Below are 20399 nucleotides of genomic sequence, written 5' to 3' on the forward strand. Positions count from 1 at the left end.
CGCAGTCCGGTCCCTGGGGAGGGGGATGAGGGCGCCGGCCATGGGACCGGCGCCCTCAACTTATCTGCCTTACGGCCCGACGTCCTCGGCTTGCTTCTCAAGAGCACGGCGCGGGCCACCGCGGACCAGGCCAATCGCCATCGCGACATCATCGTCCCAGCCGTAAACGTCTGGGCGAAACTGCACTCGGCCGTTGTCGAAGAACGCCGTGTGATAGAGCAACCGGACGGGGATGCGCGTCTTGAGCTTGACCCATTTCTCCTCGCCGCTCGCCAGCGCATCGCGGAACTTGTCGAACACATTGTCCTGGGTCGCCAGCAGCGCCGCAAAGCCAAGCGCATTCTCAACGCGGATGCACCCATGACTGCGATGTCTCTCGGGCATTTCGAACAAAGCCTTGGCCGGCGTATCGTGCAGGTAGATCTGTTGCGGATCTTCCATGTCGAACTTCACCAAGCCGAGTGAGTTCTTCGGCCCGGACTGCTGAACGAAGCGGCCGTTTTCCGTCGCAAACTGATTTGCCTGCAGCCAGCCTGAGCCCTTGGTAGCCAGTTCCTTGGCTGCGATGGAATCCGGCACCCGCCATTTCGGATTAGCCACGAGTTGGCCGAAGCTCGCCTGCAACTGCGGCGTCTGCTTGTCGGGCTCTCCGGCAACCACGTTGCGTCGGTCCGCATGGGTCCCATCACGCCAGTAATCGAGAAACGCCGCGGCAGTGTTCACGTCGATACGCGTCGTCGGCGCTTCACGCTGCAGCCACCGCAGACGTTCCATATTGATCGCAATCTGCCGCGCCAGGCCGGCGGGACCCATGTTCAATGCGTCGAGCGTGGTCGCGCCGATGATACCGTCCGCCTTTATGCTCCAGTCAGTCTGCAGGCGCTTTACGGCGCCGACGAGCCTGTGATCGTAGCGGGCGGGCGGGGCAGCCTGCTTGGCTAGATAGCCCATCGCGCTAAGCGCTGCCGCAACGGCAGGCAGTCGCAAGTCGTGGGCACCCGGTTTGATCGGCTTTCCATCCGGGATCGGCTCAAGGCGCACATTTGCGGCCTGTCGAAGATACTCAAGGTGCGCGTTGCTAAGCGCTTTATATTCCTCACTCTGTGGCGGCAGTGACGCGTACCAGCTTTCTAGATCGCCCTTGTCCAGGGCTTGGGCCAGACCTTTGGCAACGTCCGTGTCTGGCCGCGGAATCGTGTAGACGGCGCTGATCTTCTTCGGGTCGGCGTAGCCGCGCACGAGAGCAGAAGCGTACCTGAGCGCGGCCGAGGTGAGCGCGGCCTCACGTTCGACCGCGTCCCTGGGCAGATCGCCCTTCAGAAAGAGGTCAGGCTTGAGGCCGTTGGCAGGAGCGCTGGTGATGATCTCGACGAGCTGCTTCTCAGCCTTCTTGTCCCACGCGTCTTTCCACTGCCGCGCTTCATAGAATGCGCGGGCCTGTGGATCGCGAATGGTCGATTGAAGCGCGGTTCCGTCCGCCTGCTTGCCTCCGAATGGAAGGCCATTGCCGCAGGCGGAAAGCGAAACGCTGAACAGGGCAAGGAACAGGGTCTTGCCGCCCCAAAAACGTGATTTCATTGCCAATTGAACGCAGCCGCCGCAAATTTCGATCCACGGCTGTTTCGAACCGGGGCGTCAGTCTTCCTGCATGTTGGGGTCGCGAAGACCCGAACCGATCGATGCGCGCGGCCGGTCCGCCTCGCTGCTGGTCACCGGATAGGCGCAGTAATCCGCGGCGTAGAAGGCGCTCGGCCTGTGATTGCCTGACAGCCCGACGCCACCGAACGGCGCGTTCGACGGAGCGCCGTTGGTCGGCTTGTTGCGGTTGATCACTCCCGCACGCACATTGGCCCAGAATTTGTCGTAAAGTTCTGGGCTTCCACCGATCAGGCTAGCCGCAAGGCCGAAGCGTGTGTTGTTTGCCTCGTCGATCGCTGCGTCGAAGTCCGGGACCCGGATGATCTGCAGGACCGGCCCAAAGATTTCCTCGTCGGGTCGATCCTTGACGTCGGTGACGTCGATCAGTGCGGGCGTCAGATAGGGCTTGTCCTTTACCGGGCGATCGAGGCGCCGCAGGGGCTTGCCGCCCTTCATCATCAGGTTGAGCCATTGCTCCTGGACAAGGTCGGCGGCGCTATTGTCGATGACCGGACCCATGAAGGGCTGCGGATCGGCGAAGGGATCGTCGACGATCAGGCGGTCGACCAGTTTCAACACGGCCGCCAGCAACTCGCCTTCCTTCCCATCCTCAACGATGAGGCGGCGGGCCGCGGTGCAGCGCTGGCCGGCTGTCAGATATGCCGATTGAACGACCATCACCGCAGCTGCTTCGATATCCTTGGAGTTCCAGACAACCAGCGGATTATTACCGCCGAGCTCCAACGCGAGGATCTTTTGCGGCGTCTCGGCGAACTGGCGGTGCAGCGACTGACCGGCCCGCGCCGAGCCTGTGAAAAGCAAGCCGTCGATGCCGGGCTCACCCGCCAGCGCGCGGCCCTGCTCCGGCCCGCCGATGAGAAGTCGTACGACGCCTTCGGGAATGCCCGCCTCGTGGAAACAATTCACAAGATATTCGCCAACGGCAGGCGTCTTCTCCGACGGCTTGAACACCACGGCATTGCCCGCGATTAGCGCTGGCACGATGTGCCCATTTGGAAGGTGCGCCGGGAAATTGTAGGGCCCAAGGACGGCGAGCACGCCGTGGGGCTTGTGGCGGACGGCGATCCTGTTGCCCAGATCGGCTTCCAGCCTGCGCTGCGGGGTTCGTTCCGCATAAGCGTCGATCGATATCTCGACCTTGTTGACGACCGCGCCGACTTCAGTGCGCGCTTCCCAGAACGGCTTGCCCGTTTCTTTGGAGATCAGTTCAGCAAATTCGGCCTCCTTGCCGCGAACGACATTGGCAAAGCGGCGGAGAGCTTCGACGCGATAGGCGACGGAGTGAGCAGCCCACGCGGGCCAGGCCGCACGCGCAGTCGCGACTTCGGCCGCGGCGTCGCCCACCTTGCCGGACCAGACTTCCTCGTCGGTCGCCGGATTGTAGGAAACGAGCGTTCCGGCAACTTGCGGGCGGGTTGCGACCCGCTCTTCTTGTTCAACTTGCCGGTGCATCCTGCTCCATTGCCTCGCCCATTAACCTTACCGCTGTAACCTTGTCGTTGAACGGCTGCCAGTCATCCCGTTCCGCAATTGCCGACCAGATGGCTTCGACTTCGTCGATATGCATCGAACAGGGTCCGGAACTGGACCAATATGGGTGCGATTGGGGCTGTGCGCGACCCTCTAGCAACTTTGCTAACACACGGAAGGGTTCTGAAGGGTAAATATCGGGACCCGGGTCTCGGCCGCCGCGCCAGTCGAAAAAGATGCGGTCGATCGTCTTCTCGCGAGTGGCGAGCGCCTTGATAAGCGTAGCCGCGAGCGGGCGATCCTCCTCTGGCGTCGTGGTGGAAATACCAAGCCGGCGGAGCAATTCCCCGACGAGCGCTTCCTCAAAACGTCTGCTCCATCCAGCGAGCGTGCCCGACAGGAGAGGGGCGTCGGCGACAAGCGACAGACACCCTGCGAACTGAGCCAGGTCCCAATGGATCGCCTCTGGCTGACGTCCGAAGGCATAGAGGCCGTAGTGATCGAAATAGGCGGCCGTGAACCCGGGGTCCCAATTGGGGGTAAAGCGCCATGGGCCGTAGTCGAAACTTTCGCCCGTGACGTTGATGTTGTCGCTGTTCAGCACCCCGTGCACGAAACCGGCAGCGAGATAAGATGCTGCAAGCTTCGCCGTGGCCGTGCTCACCAGATCGAAAAGGCGCGCGGCATTCTGCTTGTCTTCGGCTTCGGGTGGTTCTGAATAGAGGTTCTCGAGGCAGTAGCGCGTCAGCCTTTTGATGTTCTCGACCTGCCCGAAGAAGGCGAGCCGCTGGAACGTGCCGATGCGGATATGGCCCTGACTGAGCCGCGTCAGAACTGACGAGCGGGTGGGGGAAGGCTCGTCGCCGCGCTCTAGCTCCTCTCCGGTCTCGAAGAGCGCGAAGGTCTTGGACGTGTTGACCCCGAGCGCCTCGAGCATCTCGGTCGCGAGCACTTCCCGGATCCCACCCTTGAGGGTCAGCCGGCCGTCCGCGTGTCGGCTGTACGGCGTCTGGCCCGAGCCCTTAGTGCCGAGGTCCAGCAAACGGTCGCGGTCGTCCCGAAGCTGAGCAAACAGGAAGCCGCGGCCGTCGCCGATCTCCGGATTGTACACCTGGAACTGATGGCCGTGGTAACGAAGCGCCAAGGGCACGACGAGATTGTCGGGCAACGGCTCGAAGCGGCAGAAGTGAGAGGCCCAGCCTCGCTCATCCAATTCGAGTCCAACGCGATCCGCCCAACGATCATTGAGGAATCTAGGTATCGCGAGCGGAAATTCGGCTGGTTCAACGACGTCGTAAAACTCATCGCCGAGCGTCAGGATTTTCGGGTCGGGCCGGTATTGCGCCATCGCTCCCCAAATCGCGCGGAAGGCAGGAGTTCCACAAGTGACAGAAGTGCCGCCGGGAACCTTGACAGTCGTTCAGAAGATGCGAGTAAATCTGTAGTTAACGGCTACGAGTCGCGTTAAGGACCCGAAGCCGGGGCGTTGGCAGAGGTTTGATCTTAGGGGGCCGCGTCATCCAACTTCGACCTGATTCAGGCGCCGAACGCGCCGTCTCCGTGCACTTGCCGATACGTTCGAGCGGGTCGCCAAGGGCTTACGCGATATCGCTCGAAGGCACGATCGATGCGACGGTCCAGCCACCCGAAGCTTCTTGCTACGGCATCCTGTTTCGAAGCTGGATACGTGCCCCATTGGCGATGCACAGGATTGAGGCCAGTAGAGCGTCTTCAGGCGGTTTTCGGCCCAAGGACCTGATTGCCGAGCTCGACATCATCAATGGTCAGATTCATCGAATGATGTCTCAGGTCGAGCGAGCAGTCGCTCACCTGGCCACAAACGGCTAACCGATCAGCCGAACTTCCGTCGCGGCGAAGGTCACTTTGTCGAGGCCATCGCAATTCTTGCCGATGTAGACCCGTCCTGCGAAGACCAGGCGGCGAGCCACGAAGCGGGAGCATTGCACGTCCGGGCTCGAGTTTCCGTCAACATAGACGGTCTGCGACGGCAGATAGATCAGCCCGCTGATCTTCGAGAAACTGCTGCCGCCGACGCGGTTTTCGTCTCCCGGCAGATCCGGAGGAGCGTGGCGGTCCTGATAGATGAGGATGCCGGCATTGGGCCCCTCCCGCGTCGCGCCCATCTGGACCGTACCGTCACTCGACATCTTGACCTTGCCGATCGAGCCAGGGTTGGTCGCGGCGTCCTCGCTGGTCAGGAAGATGGTGCAGGCATCGCACTCGACATGGCCATGCGGGCCGACGATGAAATTGCCCCGGTTGAGGATATATTCGCCATCCTGCAGCCGCACCGGCCCGTTGAGGTTCATATTGGCGTAGCAGCCGGGATCCAGGGTCGTCTCATGCGCGTCCGGATTGATGGTGATCTGCGGACAGCCGGTATTCGGGACCAGCGGCGGATCGGTACCGTCTAGAGGATCATCCTGCTCCAGCGCGTTCTCGCGGACGCCTGAATCATGGATAGCCGTACGGGCGTTGCCGTAACCGAAACTGCCGAAAGCGCGGAGCGCCAGCGCCTTGAGAGAAGACGAGCTGTCCGCGTCCAGCGCGTTGGGCGAGGACGAGTTGGTGATGATCCCGCAATCCATCTCGACGTTCGAGGCGGGGCGGAGCACGATCCCTGCTTCATCGCGCATGGAACCGAGCCCGAACGCGCAATATTTCCCGTTCTGGACGACGCTGGCTGTAGCTTCGGCAGTCACCACTGGGGCGCTCCTCAGGAACATCTTCGAGAAGATCAGCTGAACGGGTGCTGCAATCTGGACCTGTACGGCGAAAGGATCTTGTTCACGGCCCGGAGGTCCCTGAACGGCCTGGATGCTGGCGTTGCCCGGCACCGTATGAGTTTGATTGATGCTGGCGTTTACAGCGATCGTCGAGTCTTGGCCGGCGATGATGCCGTAAACGCCGGCTATGGCCGCGGCGTCCGCCGCCGCCTGCATCTGGCGCTTCTGCAGGATCCACTCCACGCCGTCGATCGCGAGGCCCGCAGCCCCGATCAGCAGCGGAAAAACCGCAGCGACGATCAGTGCCACGTTGCCTCGCTGATCGGGAAGGAGCTGACGCAGTCGCCTGGCCAGCTCCCCGAAGTACGCCGGAACAAGCATCATCTTGTCCTAGTGCTCGTCCGTGCTGTTGGCCGGATGCTCGTCATTCGACATTCCGGTCATGTTGCCGTGGGTCATGCCCTTGGAATGAGGGTACGGATCGACGTGGATCGGCGGTCCCGCTTCGTTCGAACCCGGTTGAGCTGATGGGAGGTTCTTGGTCGACTCAATCAATTCATTCAACTCGGCAATGTCATTCTGAGCGGCTGATGAGTCCTGAGGGTCGTGTGCTGGCGGCCTCTGTTCGCAAGCATTGAGCGCGAGAAAAACGAGCAGGCACGGTGCCTTCCGCGCCGCGCCTGCTCGTTTCACGGTACTCACTGAGGTATCGGAACCAAGCGAGGGTTTGCCGTCCAGCTGAAGCCCGAAAACATCTTCATTCCCTTGCCATTGCCGAGGTTGCCGCTGGAGCAGTTCAGCGCCTTTTCGATGCAATTGTCCATCCACATGGCCATCACCGTGTTGTCCCAAGCGCCGAACCAATCGGCGTGGAAGGTGTAGCCTGCGGGCTGCCCCGGTACCATTTCATCAGACGAGAAGTGCCACTTGCTCGTGTCGTCCCCGTCCTCAACCGAATACCAAGCGGCGAGCGTGAACGTCGGAATGACATAGGGCTGCGCTTGCGGACACTGAAGATAACCGTATCCGTTCGAATAATCTGCATAAGCCACGTGACTGCGGTGGTCGGCTGAGTCGATGTTTTTCCCGTCCCAGCATTCAGGCGCTTGAATGACCGCGCCGAATTTATTGCCAGCCGGACATTTGGCCATCGCATCGGGAATCGTGGCGTAATGCCCTGCGACTGCAGTCGCGCCGGTGCAGTTAAACCAAGCCGAACCAGTCCGCACATTCGTCTTACCGGTAGGATCCCATCCCATTATGAAGCGCAAGCCGTTAGGTAAGCTCGCCGCAATGCCTTCGCATTTCCGCGTCGATGGGGCGGGCTCCCAGCAAGAAACCGTTGGGTCCGACGACGGTCGGCGCTTATAGTAGATCGAGATGTAATCAGGACGGACCACGTTCCCCTTCCCGTCGAGCATTGCGGGCATCCAATAAGCGGATCTGTTCAATGGCGACATGCACGTGGACTGGCCAGTCGTACGAAGTGATTCGTACGTCGAGTTCGCGTTTGCGGCCGTGTTTCCGTAGAACTGATGAAGGTGCGACTTGCCGGGTTGGCCCGGGAAGACGATCGGGTCGTCGGCAAGCAGCTGGCCGGGATTGCAGATAAAGCGGAATGCCCCAGTCGTGCCGTCAGACCCCGGGATCGACCCGCTTACTAGCTCCGAATTGATGTCGAAATTTGATGGGATCATCGAAAGCTCGGTGGTCCCAGTGGTCGTGTTGCTCGTTCCGCCGGACGTGCCGGTCGTCGTTCCGCCAGTACCTGTCGTCGTTCCGCCGGATGTGCCCGTCGTAGTTCCGCCGGACGTACCCGTCGTCGTGCCACCTGTGCCGCTGCCGGTGCCCTTCTTTTTCACCAGGCTTGGGCGCGTCTGCATGGAGCTCTTGAGAACGTTCCAGGTCGAGCTAGTTGTCTCTGGCGCCACAGTAGCTGCTGCCAGGAGGATCGCGCCTCCCCAGCCAAGCAACTTAAAGGGCATAAAACCGTGATTCATTCATTCCTCCCCGCCCCCGAGATGCTGCGTAGGGTGAGGTGTGTCTCCTAAAATAGGGTAAACAGATGCTTTACGCTACGGTCACCATTTCTCTTGAAAATCGCTTTCGGTGGACCTGGTAAATCCCAACTGTGAACGTCTCGAGACTGGTCGGTTAGAAATTTTGATAAGCGCGCTTTGCATTGCCAATGCCGCAGCATGCGTGTCGCAGTTTGGGGCAAGTGGCTAAGCGTTGGTTGTCACGATCAAGAGTCGAAGGCATTTGTACCCCGAGGACAAATGCGTGATGACGCGTCGAGGGAAAGTCGAGCGATGAGTGGAAATTCCCTTTTGTTCGTAATTCCGTCGGTCGTGGTCACTCACAATGGATCATTCGAAATCGACGGAGACTTTCTCAACAATCTGCGGGTATACCGTCGTAATTTTGATGAAATAGTCTTCGCTTGCCCCGCGCTCACTAAGGAGCAAAACGAGGGCTTTGCGCAGCGGTTGGTTTCGATCGAGGAACTTCCGGCGGGAGTTCGGTACGTTGAGCTTCCCTATACGTACCGGGAAGACACTCACATCAGGCATTACTTCCAGACACGTCGCTTACTTCGCAGATTGATAGCTGAGTCCGACTACCTGCTCTTTGCCCCTCATGCGCCGTTCGATTGGCCTACGGTAGCTGCTCGCCAAGCTATCCGGGCGGGGCGGAAATATGACTTAGATACCGCGCTTGATTACGACAATCTGATCCAATTCAAAATCAAAGGCATGCCGTTTGGTCCACGAAAGTTGCGAGCTATTTTTCACCGTCGATGGATGAGACGAGAGTTCCGTCGATGCCTTTCGAAGTCTGCTGTTGCAATGCTTATGGGCAAGGAAGTCTTCGAGGCGCTCAAGGACTTTGCTCCCAATCCGCAAACCATGCTTAACGTGCAGGTACGATCCGGGGACCACATTTCCGTCGAAAAACTCAGCGAGAAGTTGGCCGAAATCCGCTCCGGTGTCCCTCTTAAGATTGTCTATTCGGGCAATATGACCGACCGCAAAGGGGCGCTCGACTGGGTGAAAGCGATCAAGGCCTCGGGTTGTGACATTCGTGCACGATGGTTTGGTGATGGGCCAGAACGCCGATCGATGGAAATCTTGGCGGATGGCCTACAGATTGATCTCCCAGGCGTGCTACCGCGAGACGAAGTCCTCGCCGCGATGCGGGAAGCCCACATGTTCTTATTCTGCCACAAGGTAGCTGAGGCGCCGAGATGCTTAGTCGAGGCGCTCGCATCGGGTGCACCGTTAGTAGGATACTGGTCCCTATATCCAGAGGGTCTAACTGAGACTGGCGGCGGAGAATTTGTGACGTGTGGTGATTGGCGGGCCCTCGGGTCACTTATCGCCAAGTTGGATGGAGACCGCGAACGCCTGGCTAACCTTGTGTCGGCGGCGGCGATCAATGGGCGAACACTTGAGCACGACCGGGCAGTCCAACACCGGGCTGACATGATCAAGAAATATGCCTGATCTGCAGCCGATGATAGTGCCCGGTGAGCGTAGTAACGAGGATCGGCGAATGGATCTCTCATCGGACCTGAAGGCGCTTTACATGCGTCTAAGAGCTGTAGCGCGCTTCTACTACTATCAGCGATTGAAAGGCTTCGATCTTCCTATCGAACCCCATCTCGACGACGAGACGTCTGAGTGGCTCCGAAAGCAATTGGAAAAGACCAGCCGATATGTGGAGTTTGGCTCGGGCGGAAGCACCTTATTGGCCGCCAATCTCGAGATTCCGACGGTCTCGGTAGAGAGTGATCGCTTTTACGCTGAGACCGTTCGCAAGGCATTAAACGGTTCAAATTGTGCTCGGGTCGTCGTGCCACGAATGGGTCTTACATACGAATGGGGGATGCCAGTGTTCTTCAAAGCGAGGAAGGGCATCCGTTACGTGACAGCACCGTTCAGCGGCAATGAAGATCGATTCCCCGACTTCATATTGGTCGATGGGCGATATCGGGTTGCCTGTGCGCTCGAGAGCGCGCGCCGCGCTCATCAGGCGGGTTCTACTACGAAGCTTTTAGTGGACGATTATTTCGGAAGGACGAACTACTATGTCCTGGAGGAGTTTCTCGGCACTCCTGAACCCATAGGGCGGGCAGCTCTGTTCGTCATCGGAAAGCATCCCGTAGACGTGGAGTCAATTCAGCAGCACGCGAGGGATCCTCGGTAATCAGCCGCGCCGCGTTGCGCTAACTCGCAAGGTTCGTCGTTAACAAGCGTCGTCCGAATGACCCGCATGTAGGTTATTTGGTTCTGCGGCTCTCACGCGTGCCTGGACTGGACTATTGCAATCCTTAGTTTCTCGCCGCTTCGTCGTTGGCGCCGGGGGCACTGCTCCGTTGTCAATGAGCAGCGAACTCTTGTTGTTATCGGCCAGCAGCACCTGCTTCGGAGCTCCTGCTGCCGCAATCCCGGCAGCATCAGCAGCTAGCGGGCTCGGGGCATCGCCTGCCAAGCCCGAATTTAACAAAGCCTGAGCCTGATCGGTCGCCTCCGCAGCAACCTCAACAGTCGACGGGGGCGGGGGCAGGTCGGGCTCCTTTCCGGCGTAGCGCTGCGAGAAAGCGCGGTCGGTACCCAGGCCTCCGTTCAGCCGGTAGAAAATGTGGTGTCCGATCTGAATCTGCTTTGTCAGCGAGTCCGCCCAGTAAGGCAGAACGTAATCGGCGTGATAATGGGTCGAGTGGCCAATTGCGGCGAACACGTGTCCCGCCAGTGCGTCCAGGGCGATTTTCTTTGCGCGGGCCCAAACGGCGGGGATGGGCGTCCTGGCAAGCGAACCGTCGCACGTGAAGGTGAACTGGCAACCCGTCGGAAGCTCCGACCCCTGATAGACGACCCCGCAGACGCTGCTCGGGAAGCCTGGATGCCGCATCCGGTTTAGAACGACCTGGGCTACTGCCCGCTGCCCGTCTGCCGGCTCGGTCGCCGCCTCGTAGTAGACCGCCTGCGTCAGGCAATCGATGGCGCGAAGCTTGCTGATCTCATCCGCGCGAAGCTTGAATTGCTTGGCGGGCGTGTCGGGTGTGGTCGTGAACGGGCGCTCTTCGTTCGCCTTGATCGCCTCCTCCGGTGTAAGGGGGCGGACGAGATTGAGCGGCGCAACCGGGGACTGGGCTGCACGGGCTGCTGCAGCGCGCCGCATCTGCTGCGCACGGGTAAGGTCGGTAGACCGGTTGACGTTGGCCACCAGCCCCGCCGCGACCAACAGTATCGCGACGACCGCCAAAACCGCGGGGATGACCCACTTCGAACGGGAGCGGCCGGGAGTCGTGATGAAGTTCGCGGCGTTCATTTCGAGGCCGACCCATGTTGCGCATGCCCGGCCCAGCGATAAGTCAGCAGGAAGATCCTGGGGCCCTCGAGGAGATAGCGGCGCCACATCCGCTTCGGGTCGCTGAGCAGTCGATGCGCCCACTCTAGCCGGAGGTGCTGCGCTATCTTCGGGGCGCGCTTCTCCCTGCCGGTCAGGAAGTCGAGCGAAGCGCCGACGCACAGGGCGGTCCCTTTGGCGCTGAGCAAGGCTTTCGCTTCAGTCGCGATCATCTCCTGCTGGGGCGAACCGACCGCGATGAAGGTGAAGCGAGCGCTGCTCTCGGCAATGAACTCCGCAGCTTCTCGACGGGCCGCAGCATTCGTGCGCAAACCCATCGGCGGGCAATGCTGGACGAAATCGATCCGGGGGTACCGTGAGCGAAGTCCGGCCAGAAGCTCGGCGTCGCCGCCGACAATGGCGATCCGATCGCCAGGCTGGATAAGCTTGTCGAACATTAGCGCCGTGAGTTCGCTTCCCGGAACGACAGGTAGATCAACCCCTCGCACTTTGCCGAGCGCCTGCAAAATTCTGCTGTCGCATAAGCAGAGGTCGGCGGCCTCGTAGAGCGGCTTTAAGGTCCGCGTGGCGTCCTTGCTCTCGTGCAGCCGGACGACGTGATCGACGTTCGGAGTGACGATATAGCCGTAAGGCGTCTCCGTGGTCGCTTCGGACAAGCGACCAAGCACCTGATCCATCGCCAGCCGATCGAACCTAATGCCGAGGAATTCGCTGGGTTCAGTACGCATCGCTATCCCAGACGACCGCTCGGAACGTCGCTGCAAGGATCCATAGATCGAGCCCTAACGACCAGTTCTCGATATATTGCGTGTCGAGCTCGACGCGGCGCTTGGCGCGTTCGATGGTACGGATTTCGCCGCGAACGCCCTTCACCTGTGCAAGCCCCGTGATGCCCGGCTTGACCCGGTGGCGGCCAGCATACCCTCGAACGGCATCCTGATAATAGCGATCGCCGACTTTCATGTGAGTGGCGTGGGGCCTCGGACCGACCAGTGACATATCCCCCTTGAGGACGTTCAGGAGCTGCGGAAGCTCGTCGATGCTGAGTTTCCTGAGCACACGCCCGATGGGTGTCACTCGCGGATCATCGGCGGTCGTCGTCTGTTCGGCGCGTAGATCGGCCCGATCCGCATACATCGTCCGGAACTTCAACACCTTGATTAGCTCATTGTTGAAGCCAACTCTCGGCTGAACGAAGAAGATCGGGCCGGGGCTGGAAAGGCGAACGAGCACGGCCGAAAGCAGCATCAGCGGTGAAAGCAAGATCGTTGCTGCTCCTGCGATGAGCAGGTCCTCGCTGCGTTTCACAAGACCGTTCATGTCGCGGAACGGTCGTTCCCAGAGCGTGAGGACTGGGAGGTTCCCGAGCAAATGCACTCGATAATCTGGAGCGAGATGAATGGCCTCGGGCGGGATAACGGCCACATCGACAGAGACGTTGCTTAGCTGATCGACAATATCGTGAAGGCGCGCGCGAGGCATGTTGGGGACGCAGAAGAGGACCTGATCGAGTTCGCCTTTACGCGCGAGGTCGAGCAGCTCGTGCAGTCCGCCGATAAGGTGCAGGCCCTCGACTTCCTTCACTTTCGGTCGGTCGTCGGCCACGCCAACGTATCGCAAGTGTGGGAGGTGAATGCCCTCGATTACCTTCTTAATGATCGCGAGAGATTCCGGGTCCGCGCCATAGAACGCGATGCGCTGTTGGATCGCGCCAGTTCCTGCCAAGTGGCGAACCATCCCGCGAACTATGGGCCGCGAGGCCAGCAGGCAGACCGAAAACATCACCAGGTACAGGACGGTCAGGCCGCGAGACAGGTTGGTGATCATGCCGAACTGCCACACGAGTGCTGACGCGATGAGGACGCTAGCGAGAGCGTCCATGATCGCGTCGGCTTCGTGGTCGAACAGATTGACTAAGGTCCTCCGATAAGCGTGCCGCGAAGTGCGAATGAGCAAGTATGTGCCGGCGGCGGCGAAGAAAGCGAACAGGTGGACGGACTCGATGATCCTGTCCCCGCGAAGGATATTGTAGGCAATCAGTGCCAGCGGAACACTGAGCAGGATGCAGATCAGGTCGGCGAAGAAGAAAATTGGGCCGGCGATGTTCGAGGTGAATCGCGCGCGGGAGCGGATCGGAGTGTCCGACTGCTCCTCCTTGGCCTCATTTTTCGCGGCCAGCACTGCAATCTCCCCACCCGCATTCATCAAAGTAGTTCTTTCGAAAGCTTCGAAAAACGACGGTCGGCAACTTCTTGGTTCAACCGCTGCGCCCCCTCGGTATCGCCTGTGGTCGCGAGAACGCTCCTTAGAGCCGCATAGACGCGTTCATCGTCCGGCAGTTCCTGGAAGGCCTGCCAAAGCGTTCGCCGTACGTCCCGGCCATTGCGGGCGGCTAGATAGCCCTGTGCCAGAAGGAGACGATCTTCACCCGACTTCGGGTTGATCGTCACGAGCCGCTGGGCGTCGACAATTGCCTGCTTGGGTTGACCGGTTTGCGCTTCCAGTCTGCTGCGCGCGCGAAGGGCTTCGACCTGATCCGGCTCGCGCGCGAGCACCTGATCAAGCAAGGCCTTGGCTTGGCCGTCCTGACCCTGAAGTGCCAGGGATTGGGCGAACACGGCGTTCCAGCGAGCATTGACGTGATTCACTGTCTTGCTCGCGCCGAGAAGTGCCGCAGCCGTGCCTGGATCTCCGATCCGGTTGTAATAGTCAGCGAAAGAAACGCGTTGATCGAGGGTCGCCGCTTTCGCGAGTTCGGGCCCGTTTGGCAGCTTGGTGCCTTTCGGTGCAAAGCGAGCCCAAAGCGACAGGATTTGGTCGGTGACGCGAACGTCGGAAGAGGGCGCGAGTAAGCGCCCAGAGACTCGAGCGGCACCCTGCACATCGCCTGCCCGGAGCAAGGCTTCAACATACTCTTTCGCCGTCTGTGGATTCTTCGGATCGTTCTGAAATGCGTCCGATTGAATGCGCGCCAGGTTCCGCCAATCATTTTGGGATCGGTAGAGTTGGGCTAGCGCCCGCATAGCGCCGACGTCTTGGGGGGCCTGCTGATGCTGCTCCTCCAGCGATGCAATGGCCTCGTCGGTCTTGCCCCTTTTTACCAGGACTGAGGCCTTGAGCGCTCGCGCGAAGGAGTCGTTCGGAGTCGATGCTAAGAGCGTGTCCGCAGCAGCATCCGCTTTGTCCAAGTCACCCGACTTTAAAGAGACGTAGCCATTGATCAGCGTCACGACAGGGTTGTTTGGGTCGAGAAGAGCCAGGTTCTTCGCCTTGCCGGCGGCCAAATCAACGTCGCGGCTCATGAGCGCGATCTGCGCCAGAGCGGCCAGTACCTGGACGTTGCTGCGGTCTAGCTCGTGAGCATGCGAAAATGCGTCGTATGCACCGCCATAATCGCCCAGCTGAATCTGCAGCTTACCCAACTCGATCCAATAGTCGGCTACATCCTCATCCGTCCGAACCAGCTTGAGGAGCGCGATGCGGGCGTGCATCATGTCCCCGGCGCCAAGGGCTTGCTGGTACTCGGCGTAAGCTGCTCTCGCCTGGTAGGCTTTCCAGTAACTGCACCCGGACAGAGGGACCGTTCCCAGTGGCAAGGCGAGCACACACAGCCGGAAAAAGAAGGTTCGGTTCTTCACGATTTGTATATACTACTGAATATTAGAGGTTTGTAACGGTGCACTGCGTAAAGAAGGCACGGCTGTGCCGCTTCGGCACGCCAGGGAGGGGTGGTCCTTCGACATGAAGAAGTTTGTAGCAGTTTTCTTTGCGCTCGCTCTGTGGGCGTGGGCCCCTGCTTCAGCGCAGGCTCAGACGCCTCGCCCAGCGAATAATGCGGGCCCCGCCTACCGCGTTAACCCGGGTGACGATCTGGAGATCATGGTCTGGGGCGATGAACGGCTCCAGAAGGTCGTTCGGGTCTTGCCCGACGGAACGTTCAGCTTTCCGCTGGTCGGGCAGGTGATGGCGGCCGGTTTGCTCCCGTCGGACCTCGAACGGGTGATCACGGCGGGTCTTCGACCCCAGTACCGCGACACGGTCCCGCAGGTCACCGTGACAATCAAGAATCCCAACGGTTATCAGTTCTCGGTGATCGGCAAGGTCAGGAGCCCTGGCACCTTCACTCCCGGTAGATACGTGAACGCGCTTGAGGCCATTGGCATCGCGGGCGGTCCGACTGAGTTCGCCTCGGTCGGCAAGATACGGATCATTCGAAAGGTGGGTCCGCAAATTCGGACAATTCCGGTGGAAGTCGGCGCTGCCCTCAAGGGGGATTTCAGCCACGTGAACTCGTCTGAGATTCCTGAGATGCAGAGCGGCGACACGATGGTGGTACCGTGACGAACGGCTGCGCTCGCTTCCTGGCATCTCTCGTGGGATCCGTTCTGTTGAGCGGCCCAGTGGCTGCTCAAGTGGCTCCTCCCCAGGGTCAGACCGACGAGAAGACAGGTCAGACCGGTGGGGAAACGCGCAAGACGGTCGACTGGCTGGATCTTTCAGCTAGCCTCGGTTTCTCAGCTAACCCGAACTCGCAGTATAGTTCCAGCTCCAGCATCTTCGGTCGCGTTTCAGCGTCCGGCACACATCAGTGGAACAGCGAGACTGGCAGCACGTCGATCCACGGCTATGTCGAAAACACCACCTATGTGAGCGGCGGATATGGCTCACGGCAAAACTTCATCGTGGGCGCCACCACGAGCCAGCACGTTAGTGAAACAGTTGGCCTTTACGGAAATGCGACTTTCTCTGGTGATTATGCTGGTCAATTGTCGAACCGGCTGACCTCCTATCCCACCCAACCGCCGCCTATCGATCCGAGTGATCCGCTTCCGCCGCCGCAGGATTATCCTGACCTCTACGGTCTTTCCGGTCGGCAGTATCGGGCAAGCGGGAATGTTGGCGCTTCGATCCGTACGGGCGCCAGGGGTACCGTCTCCCTAGCTGCCGGGCTTCAGCATTCCTGGTTTCCTGGGCAAAGCAGTGATGCAAATTACACTTCGTACTTCGGAAGCGCCGGCTACTCGTCCTTAGTCTCCGAGCGCACCCACGTGGGCGTCAACGTCGGTGTTGCCCGACAGGACTTCACCGGCGGCGATTGGTCGAACAGCATCAATCCTGCTGTCACACTGGATACTCGCTTCTCCGAGAGCCTTCACGCCGCTGCGTCAGTTGGCGTCATCGCGCTGAAGGAGAGAACTCAAGAGGGGAATGATAGCTCGGTATCTCCGTCTTTCTCGGGTTCCCTGTGCAATGAGACGACCGTCAGCCGCCTATGCGGAAAGATTTCGCGCAATGCCCAAACCGGTCTCAGCAGCGGGATTCTGAGCGGGCAGAGAGTCTCTTCGATCGCTACAGATGCCTCTGTCGCCTACTTCCATCGATTGGGGCCGGAGGGAACGATTCAGGCCAGTTTATCTGCAACTCACTATGACAGTCCGTCTTCGGTCGACGGCGAGTCTTTCAAGAGCACCTATTTCTCAGGCGTGCTGGGGTATGATCGACACATCGGGAATCGCGTGTATGCCGGTGTCCAGGGCGGAGCGCGTAAACTGTTCCAAAGCGGGCCAGACCCGAAAGTCGACTTTAACGCCAGCGTCTACGTGCGTTACCGGCTCGGTGACCTATTATGATCGAATCACATAACTTCGAACCGCGTGAAGCCTCCATTGGGTGGATGATCAATCACCTGCCCACGATCATTTGGCAGCGTCGATATTACTTCTTCACGGTGTTCGCTGCGTTTTTGATCGTGTCGACGGCCGCCGCGTTCGCGTTGCCAACCTTGTATCGCTCCTCTGCGTCCTTGCTGATCGAGTCCCAAGAACTGCCAACGGACGTCGCCGAGAGCCCGGCTACGGCAATGATCGAGCAGCGAATCGCGAAAATACGAGAGCGAGTTTTGAGTCGGGGCGATTTGATCGCACTGATCGAGCAATACGATCTATACCCGTCTGAACGCCGATCGAAGCCTCTATCGGAAGTCATCGAGAAAATGCGGAAGGCCACGAGCGTTGGGGCGCTCGAAGGCGATATTGGCAAGGCTCCCACTTCGGCGGGCCAAAGCAATCTAGTCGCGATCAACATGACTTTTGAGTATCCAGACCCCGTCAAAGCTCAAGAAGTGCTCCAAAGCTATGTCCAGAGCTTCCTTCGAATGGACAGTGACGACGTCGAAGATCAAGCGACGTTGACGGTTCGCTTCCTGCAAGATCAGGCTCAAAAGCTTGCGAGCCAGATTGGGCAAATCGAGAACGAGATTACGTCGTTGAAGGCTCGGAATGGATCTTCGCTCGTGCAGGGCGGGATGCCTTCGATGATTGATACCGGAAGCTATAGCGCTCAAATCGTCGATCTCGAGAACCAGAACCGCCAGCTCATGGTGCAAAGTCGCACCGGTGGCGGGAAAGACGGAGCCGTAGCGGCTGCCGAGGCGGCGCTTACGGCAGCTCGCGCACAATATTCCGACTCACATCCGGATGTGATTGCGGCCCGTGAAAGACTCCAAACGCTTCGGGCACAAGCTGCGCAGAATCCCGTTTCGTCCGGTAATGATGTGATCCGCGAGCAGATCGCGGCGAATAACCAGGCGATCGGTATCCTACGCGGGCAACGCGACGCCGCGATTGCGAGGGTTAATGCGAACGCCGCTGGGCTGTCACGCGCTCCCGCGATCCTCGAGCAGGCGTCGCAGCTCGAGGGTCGGGCCACCCAGTTGCGCGATCAATATAAGAAGGTCTCGGACGATCTTCTCAAGGCGCAGAACAGCGCCCGTATGGCTGGAGAACAGCGGGCCGAGCGCCTTTCGCTTGTGGAGCCTGCTAACCTTCCTGACCATCCGCATTGGCCAAACCGCCCATTGGTGATCGGCGGGGGAGCTCTTGCTGGCGCTTTCCTCGGCCTTTTGCTGGCGCTGATCGTTGAGCTGCTCAAGCGTCCGGTGCGCAGTCCGATCCAAATCGAGGGCCTCGGTGTCCCGGTCGTCGGAATCGTTCCAATCATTGAACGTGGGCCAAAACGGCGGCGGTGGCCCTGGTTTCGCCGCCCGGAGGCGGAGCTTGCGTAGCCCATTGTCTTACGAAACGACGGATCAGGGGAACGGGGGCGTGGAAGGAAATTCACTCCCGGTTCTGACGTTGCCAACGCTCAAGGGCGCTCAAGCTCTTCCGTGGGACTCAGCGATCGCCGAGGCACGGGGGATCTACGGCTTCGACAGCCTCGATGCCCGGTCCCGGCCATTCAACATGATCCGCGCCAAGATGCACGAGCTTCGCTCGCAGCGTGGCTGGCGGCTGTTCGGCGTGCTTTCCGCTACCCCGAAAGTCGGCAAGTCGTTCATTTCTGCGAACGTGGCAGCGGCGCTCAGCAGGGACCCTCGGTTCGATACAACGGTGGTGGACCTGGACCTTCGCAGGGCTTCGCTGACAGGCCTGTTCAACATCGAGCCCAAAGTGAGCATCCGCTCATATCTGCAGCGCGAGCCCGGCGCAGATGTCCCATCTGCTTACGCCCTTGAGGGCGAGCGCTTGATGATCCTTCCGACAACGCCCGGTCCCATCCGTTCTGCCGAACTGCTTGCTGGCGAACGCGCCCAAACGCTGCTTCGCACAATGCGGAATGCACCGGACAACAGCCTCTACGTAGTCGATCTTCCGCCTGTGTTCGCCAACGACGATGCAGTGACCACCATGGCGCGGCTGGACGGATATATTGTGGTCGCCGAGGAAGGCAGAACAACGACCCGAGAGGTCAAGGACGTGATCGCCCTGATGGGCGTTCAAAAGCTCGCCGGCGTGATCCTCAACAAGTACAAGGGTGGCCTGATGAGCGAGGGCTACGGCGTCGATGACTATTACGCCGCCGGCTATTATTCAGGTTACGGCAGAGAGCGCCGCGAGGACTAGAGGGGCTTTCGCGCAGTTCTAAATATGGTGTCAGAGGAGGCTCACCGAACCTCCTCCGTCATGAAGTGCCGCCTTAGCCTTTCTTGGCTGCTGCAGGCGGCGGCGGTGCATAACCCGGCTGATATTCAATCTTGGCCGAGTCCCTGAGCGACTTGAGTGTTCCCTGCAGTGCCTTGGCCGTCTGCGCCTTGCGGATTGCCTGAACGGCGACGGGCTTGGCCTGATCCCCGGTAATCGGGTGCGGCTCTCGGCCTGTGATTGCATTTACCACGACCACATTTCCGAGCTGGATCGAGAATGGCTCGCTTGGGGGCAGGCTCTTGAGCTTCGAATAGAGCTCAGGCGGCACTATGGCCGTATCGAGCCGGTTCTTTTGCCTTTGGAAGGCGATCTTGTGACTCTGTAGCGCTGCAAGCAGCGCATCCATTGTCTTAGCATCCTTGATTGCAGCAAGGGCGCTCGCGTCCGTCGGCTTGTTGAAGCGAATCTGGTCGAGGTCCCAGGTCTCACGATTGGCGAACATCTCCGGATGCGTCGCTATGAATGACTGAATTTCGCGATCCGAGGGCAGCTGCGCCGTGTTCAAGCGACGGTCGGCTAGCATCGAGATGAGCAAATCCTCATCAGCGCGACGTTCGCGGTTCAGATATTCAGGCGACTTGTCGATGCCTTCCTTGCTCGCCTGCTCCGCGAGGAGGCGGCGGTCCACCAATTGTTGAAGGACCTGTACGCGAGCCTTGTTGCGGTCGGCTCCTTCGGGAACCTTCGCAAGATCGAGCGCGAAGTTCAGGTCGGGGACGGTGATCTCTTTGCCGTTTACAACGGCGACTGTTTGACCTTCGGGCTTACGCTGGCAACCCGAGACCAAAAGGGTGACCGCAACAGCGGCGAGAATCCCATACTTCACGTGAACGCCCCGCTTAAGAATTAGACAATCATCGGCATAGCATGGCAGATAAAGAAACAACAGAAGGGGAGAAGCTGCAGTGGAGACCGTCTACGATTGGGTCACCGTCGCCATTTTTGCGGGACTCGTCGTGCTGTTTGTGCAGCGTTCGACTTCCGAAGAGCAGACCGCACCGCAGCATGATTCATTGCTGCTCTACTTGGGTGCAGGCTTAGGATGCGCAGTCTCGAACTGGCTGGGCAACAAGGGCATGCACCTGCTGGCGATTCCATTGATCGCCGCGACCATCCTTTTCATTTTGTATTTTCTGCGGCCCTTCAAGATCTGGCCGCGGACCTGAGC

General features: G+C 59.7%; 18 protein-coding genes. 7 read left to right on the plus strand and 11 right to left on the minus strand.

What is annotated here, in order from left to right; all coding sequences use genetic code 11:
* Nucleotides 1-69 precede the first annotated feature (69 nt).
* The 6 genes from AC4GYV_RS01955 to AC4GYV_RS01980 all read right to left on the minus strand — a co-directional run bounded on the left by AC4GYV_RS01955 (nucleotide 70) and on the right by AC4GYV_RS01980 (nucleotide 7876).
* Entirely contained in the window at nucleotides 70-1578 is a 1509-nt protein-coding gene (locus AC4GYV_RS01955; RefSeq protein WP_491098985.1) for a L,D-transpeptidase family protein, read from the minus strand.
* 57 nt (nucleotides 1579-1635) lie between these two features.
* Nucleotides 1636-3111, minus strand: coding sequence for a succinylglutamate-semialdehyde dehydrogenase (gene astD, locus AC4GYV_RS01960; protein ID WP_491098986.1), 1476 nt, complete (start codon nucleotides 3109-3111; stop codon nucleotides 1636-1638).
* Nucleotides 3095-4477: a protein adenylyltransferase SelO family protein gene (locus AC4GYV_RS01965; RefSeq protein WP_491098987.1), complete on the minus strand. Its 1383-nt coding sequence runs from the start codon at nucleotides 4475-4477 to the stop codon at nucleotides 3095-3097. Before AC4GYV_RS01965 ends, astD begins: the two co-directional genes overlap by 17 nt.
* Before the next feature lie 496 nt (nucleotides 4478-4973).
* Entirely contained in the window at nucleotides 4974-6257 is a 1284-nt protein-coding gene (locus AC4GYV_RS01970) for a pilus assembly protein TadG-related protein (RefSeq protein ID WP_491098988.1), read from the minus strand.
* A 9-nt stretch (nucleotides 6258-6266) separates the two neighbouring features.
* On the minus strand, nucleotides 6267-6431 hold the full coding sequence (locus tag AC4GYV_RS01975) for a hypothetical protein (protein WP_491098989.1): 165 nt from the start codon (nucleotides 6429-6431) through the stop codon (nucleotides 6267-6269).
* Nucleotides 6432-6574: 143 nt separating this feature from the next.
* Complete coding sequence (locus AC4GYV_RS01980; RefSeq protein ID WP_491098990.1) at nucleotides 6575-7876, minus strand: DUF1996 domain-containing protein; 1302 nt, start codon at nucleotides 7874-7876, stop codon at nucleotides 6575-6577.
* Between the two features lie 279 nt (nucleotides 7877-8155).
* Here AC4GYV_RS01980 and AC4GYV_RS01985 point away from each other — a divergent pair, with 279 nt between their 5' ends.
* The gene (locus tag AC4GYV_RS01985) at nucleotides 8156-9382 is read left to right on the plus strand and encodes a glycosyltransferase (RefSeq protein ID WP_491098991.1); all 1227 of its coding nucleotides are present in this window, start codon (nucleotides 8156-8158) and stop codon (nucleotides 9380-9382) included.
* Between the two features lie 49 nt (nucleotides 9383-9431).
* The gene (locus tag AC4GYV_RS01990) at nucleotides 9432-10085 is read left to right on the plus strand and encodes a hypothetical protein (protein WP_491098992.1); all 654 of its coding nucleotides are present in this window, start codon (nucleotides 9432-9434) and stop codon (nucleotides 10083-10085) included.
* 39 nt (nucleotides 10086-10124) lie between these two features.
* On the opposite strand, the gene AC4GYV_RS01995 is transcribed toward AC4GYV_RS01990, so the two are convergent.
* From AC4GYV_RS01995 to AC4GYV_RS02010, 4 genes are read right to left on the minus strand one after another with little or no spacing between them, the layout of a single operon-like run.
* Nucleotides 10125-11210 (minus strand): cell wall hydrolase, encoded by a 1086-nt coding sequence (locus AC4GYV_RS01995; protein ID WP_491098993.1) that lies wholly within the window; start codon nucleotides 11208-11210, stop codon nucleotides 10125-10127.
* Nucleotides 11207-11977, minus strand: coding sequence for a WecB/TagA/CpsF family glycosyltransferase (locus AC4GYV_RS02000; protein WP_491098994.1), 771 nt, complete (start codon nucleotides 11975-11977; stop codon nucleotides 11207-11209). Before AC4GYV_RS02000 ends, AC4GYV_RS01995 begins: the two co-directional genes overlap by 4 nt.
* On the minus strand, nucleotides 11967-13454 hold the full coding sequence (locus AC4GYV_RS02005; protein WP_491098995.1) for an exopolysaccharide biosynthesis polyprenyl glycosylphosphotransferase: 1488 nt from the start codon (nucleotides 13452-13454) through the stop codon (nucleotides 11967-11969). Before AC4GYV_RS02005 ends, AC4GYV_RS02000 begins: the two co-directional genes overlap by 11 nt.
* A complete protein-coding gene (locus tag AC4GYV_RS02010; RefSeq protein WP_491098996.1) occupies nucleotides 13454-14887 on the minus strand; it encodes a tetratricopeptide repeat protein in 1434 nt (477 codons plus the stop codon). Before AC4GYV_RS02010 ends, AC4GYV_RS02005 begins: the two co-directional genes overlap by 1 nt.
* A 103-nt stretch (nucleotides 14888-14990) precedes the next feature.
* On the opposite strand from AC4GYV_RS02010, the gene AC4GYV_RS02015 reads away from it, so the two are divergent.
* From AC4GYV_RS02015 to AC4GYV_RS02030, 4 genes are read left to right on the plus strand one after another with little or no spacing between them, the layout of a single operon-like run.
* Entirely contained in the window at nucleotides 14991-15590 is a 600-nt protein-coding gene (locus AC4GYV_RS02015; protein WP_491098997.1) for a polysaccharide biosynthesis/export family protein, read from the plus strand.
* Between the two features lie 59 nt (nucleotides 15591-15649).
* A complete protein-coding gene (locus tag AC4GYV_RS02020; RefSeq protein ID WP_491098998.1) occupies nucleotides 15650-16879 on the plus strand; it encodes a hypothetical protein in 1230 nt (409 codons plus the stop codon).
* Nucleotides 16876-18312 carry a GumC family protein gene (locus AC4GYV_RS02025; protein WP_491098999.1) on the plus strand — a complete coding sequence of 479 codons (1437 nt, stop codon included), beginning with the start codon at nucleotides 16876-16878 and terminating at the stop codon, nucleotides 18310-18312. Before AC4GYV_RS02020 ends, AC4GYV_RS02025 begins: the two co-directional genes overlap by 4 nt.
* Before the next feature lie 40 nt (nucleotides 18313-18352).
* Nucleotides 18353-19150: a CpsD/CapB family tyrosine-protein kinase gene (locus tag AC4GYV_RS02030; RefSeq protein WP_491099000.1), complete on the plus strand. Its 798-nt coding sequence runs from the start codon at nucleotides 18353-18355 to the stop codon at nucleotides 19148-19150.
* Nucleotides 19151-19223: 73 nt separating this feature from the next.
* On the opposite strand, the gene AC4GYV_RS02035 is transcribed toward AC4GYV_RS02030, so the two are convergent.
* Complete coding sequence (locus AC4GYV_RS02035) at nucleotides 19224-20057, minus strand: EpsD family peptidyl-prolyl cis-trans isomerase (RefSeq protein WP_491099001.1); 834 nt, start codon at nucleotides 20055-20057, stop codon at nucleotides 19224-19226.
* A 79-nt stretch (nucleotides 20058-20136) separates the two neighbouring features.
* Between AC4GYV_RS02035 and AC4GYV_RS02040 the strand changes: the two genes are divergently transcribed.
* The gene (locus AC4GYV_RS02040) at nucleotides 20137-20397 is read left to right on the plus strand and encodes an XrtV sorting system accessory protein (protein ID WP_491099002.1); all 261 of its coding nucleotides are present in this window, start codon (nucleotides 20137-20139) and stop codon (nucleotides 20395-20397) included.
* Nucleotides 20398-20399: the final 2 nt, after the last annotated feature.

The sequence above is a fragment of the Sphingomonas sp. SP4 genome, assembly GCF_058313375.1.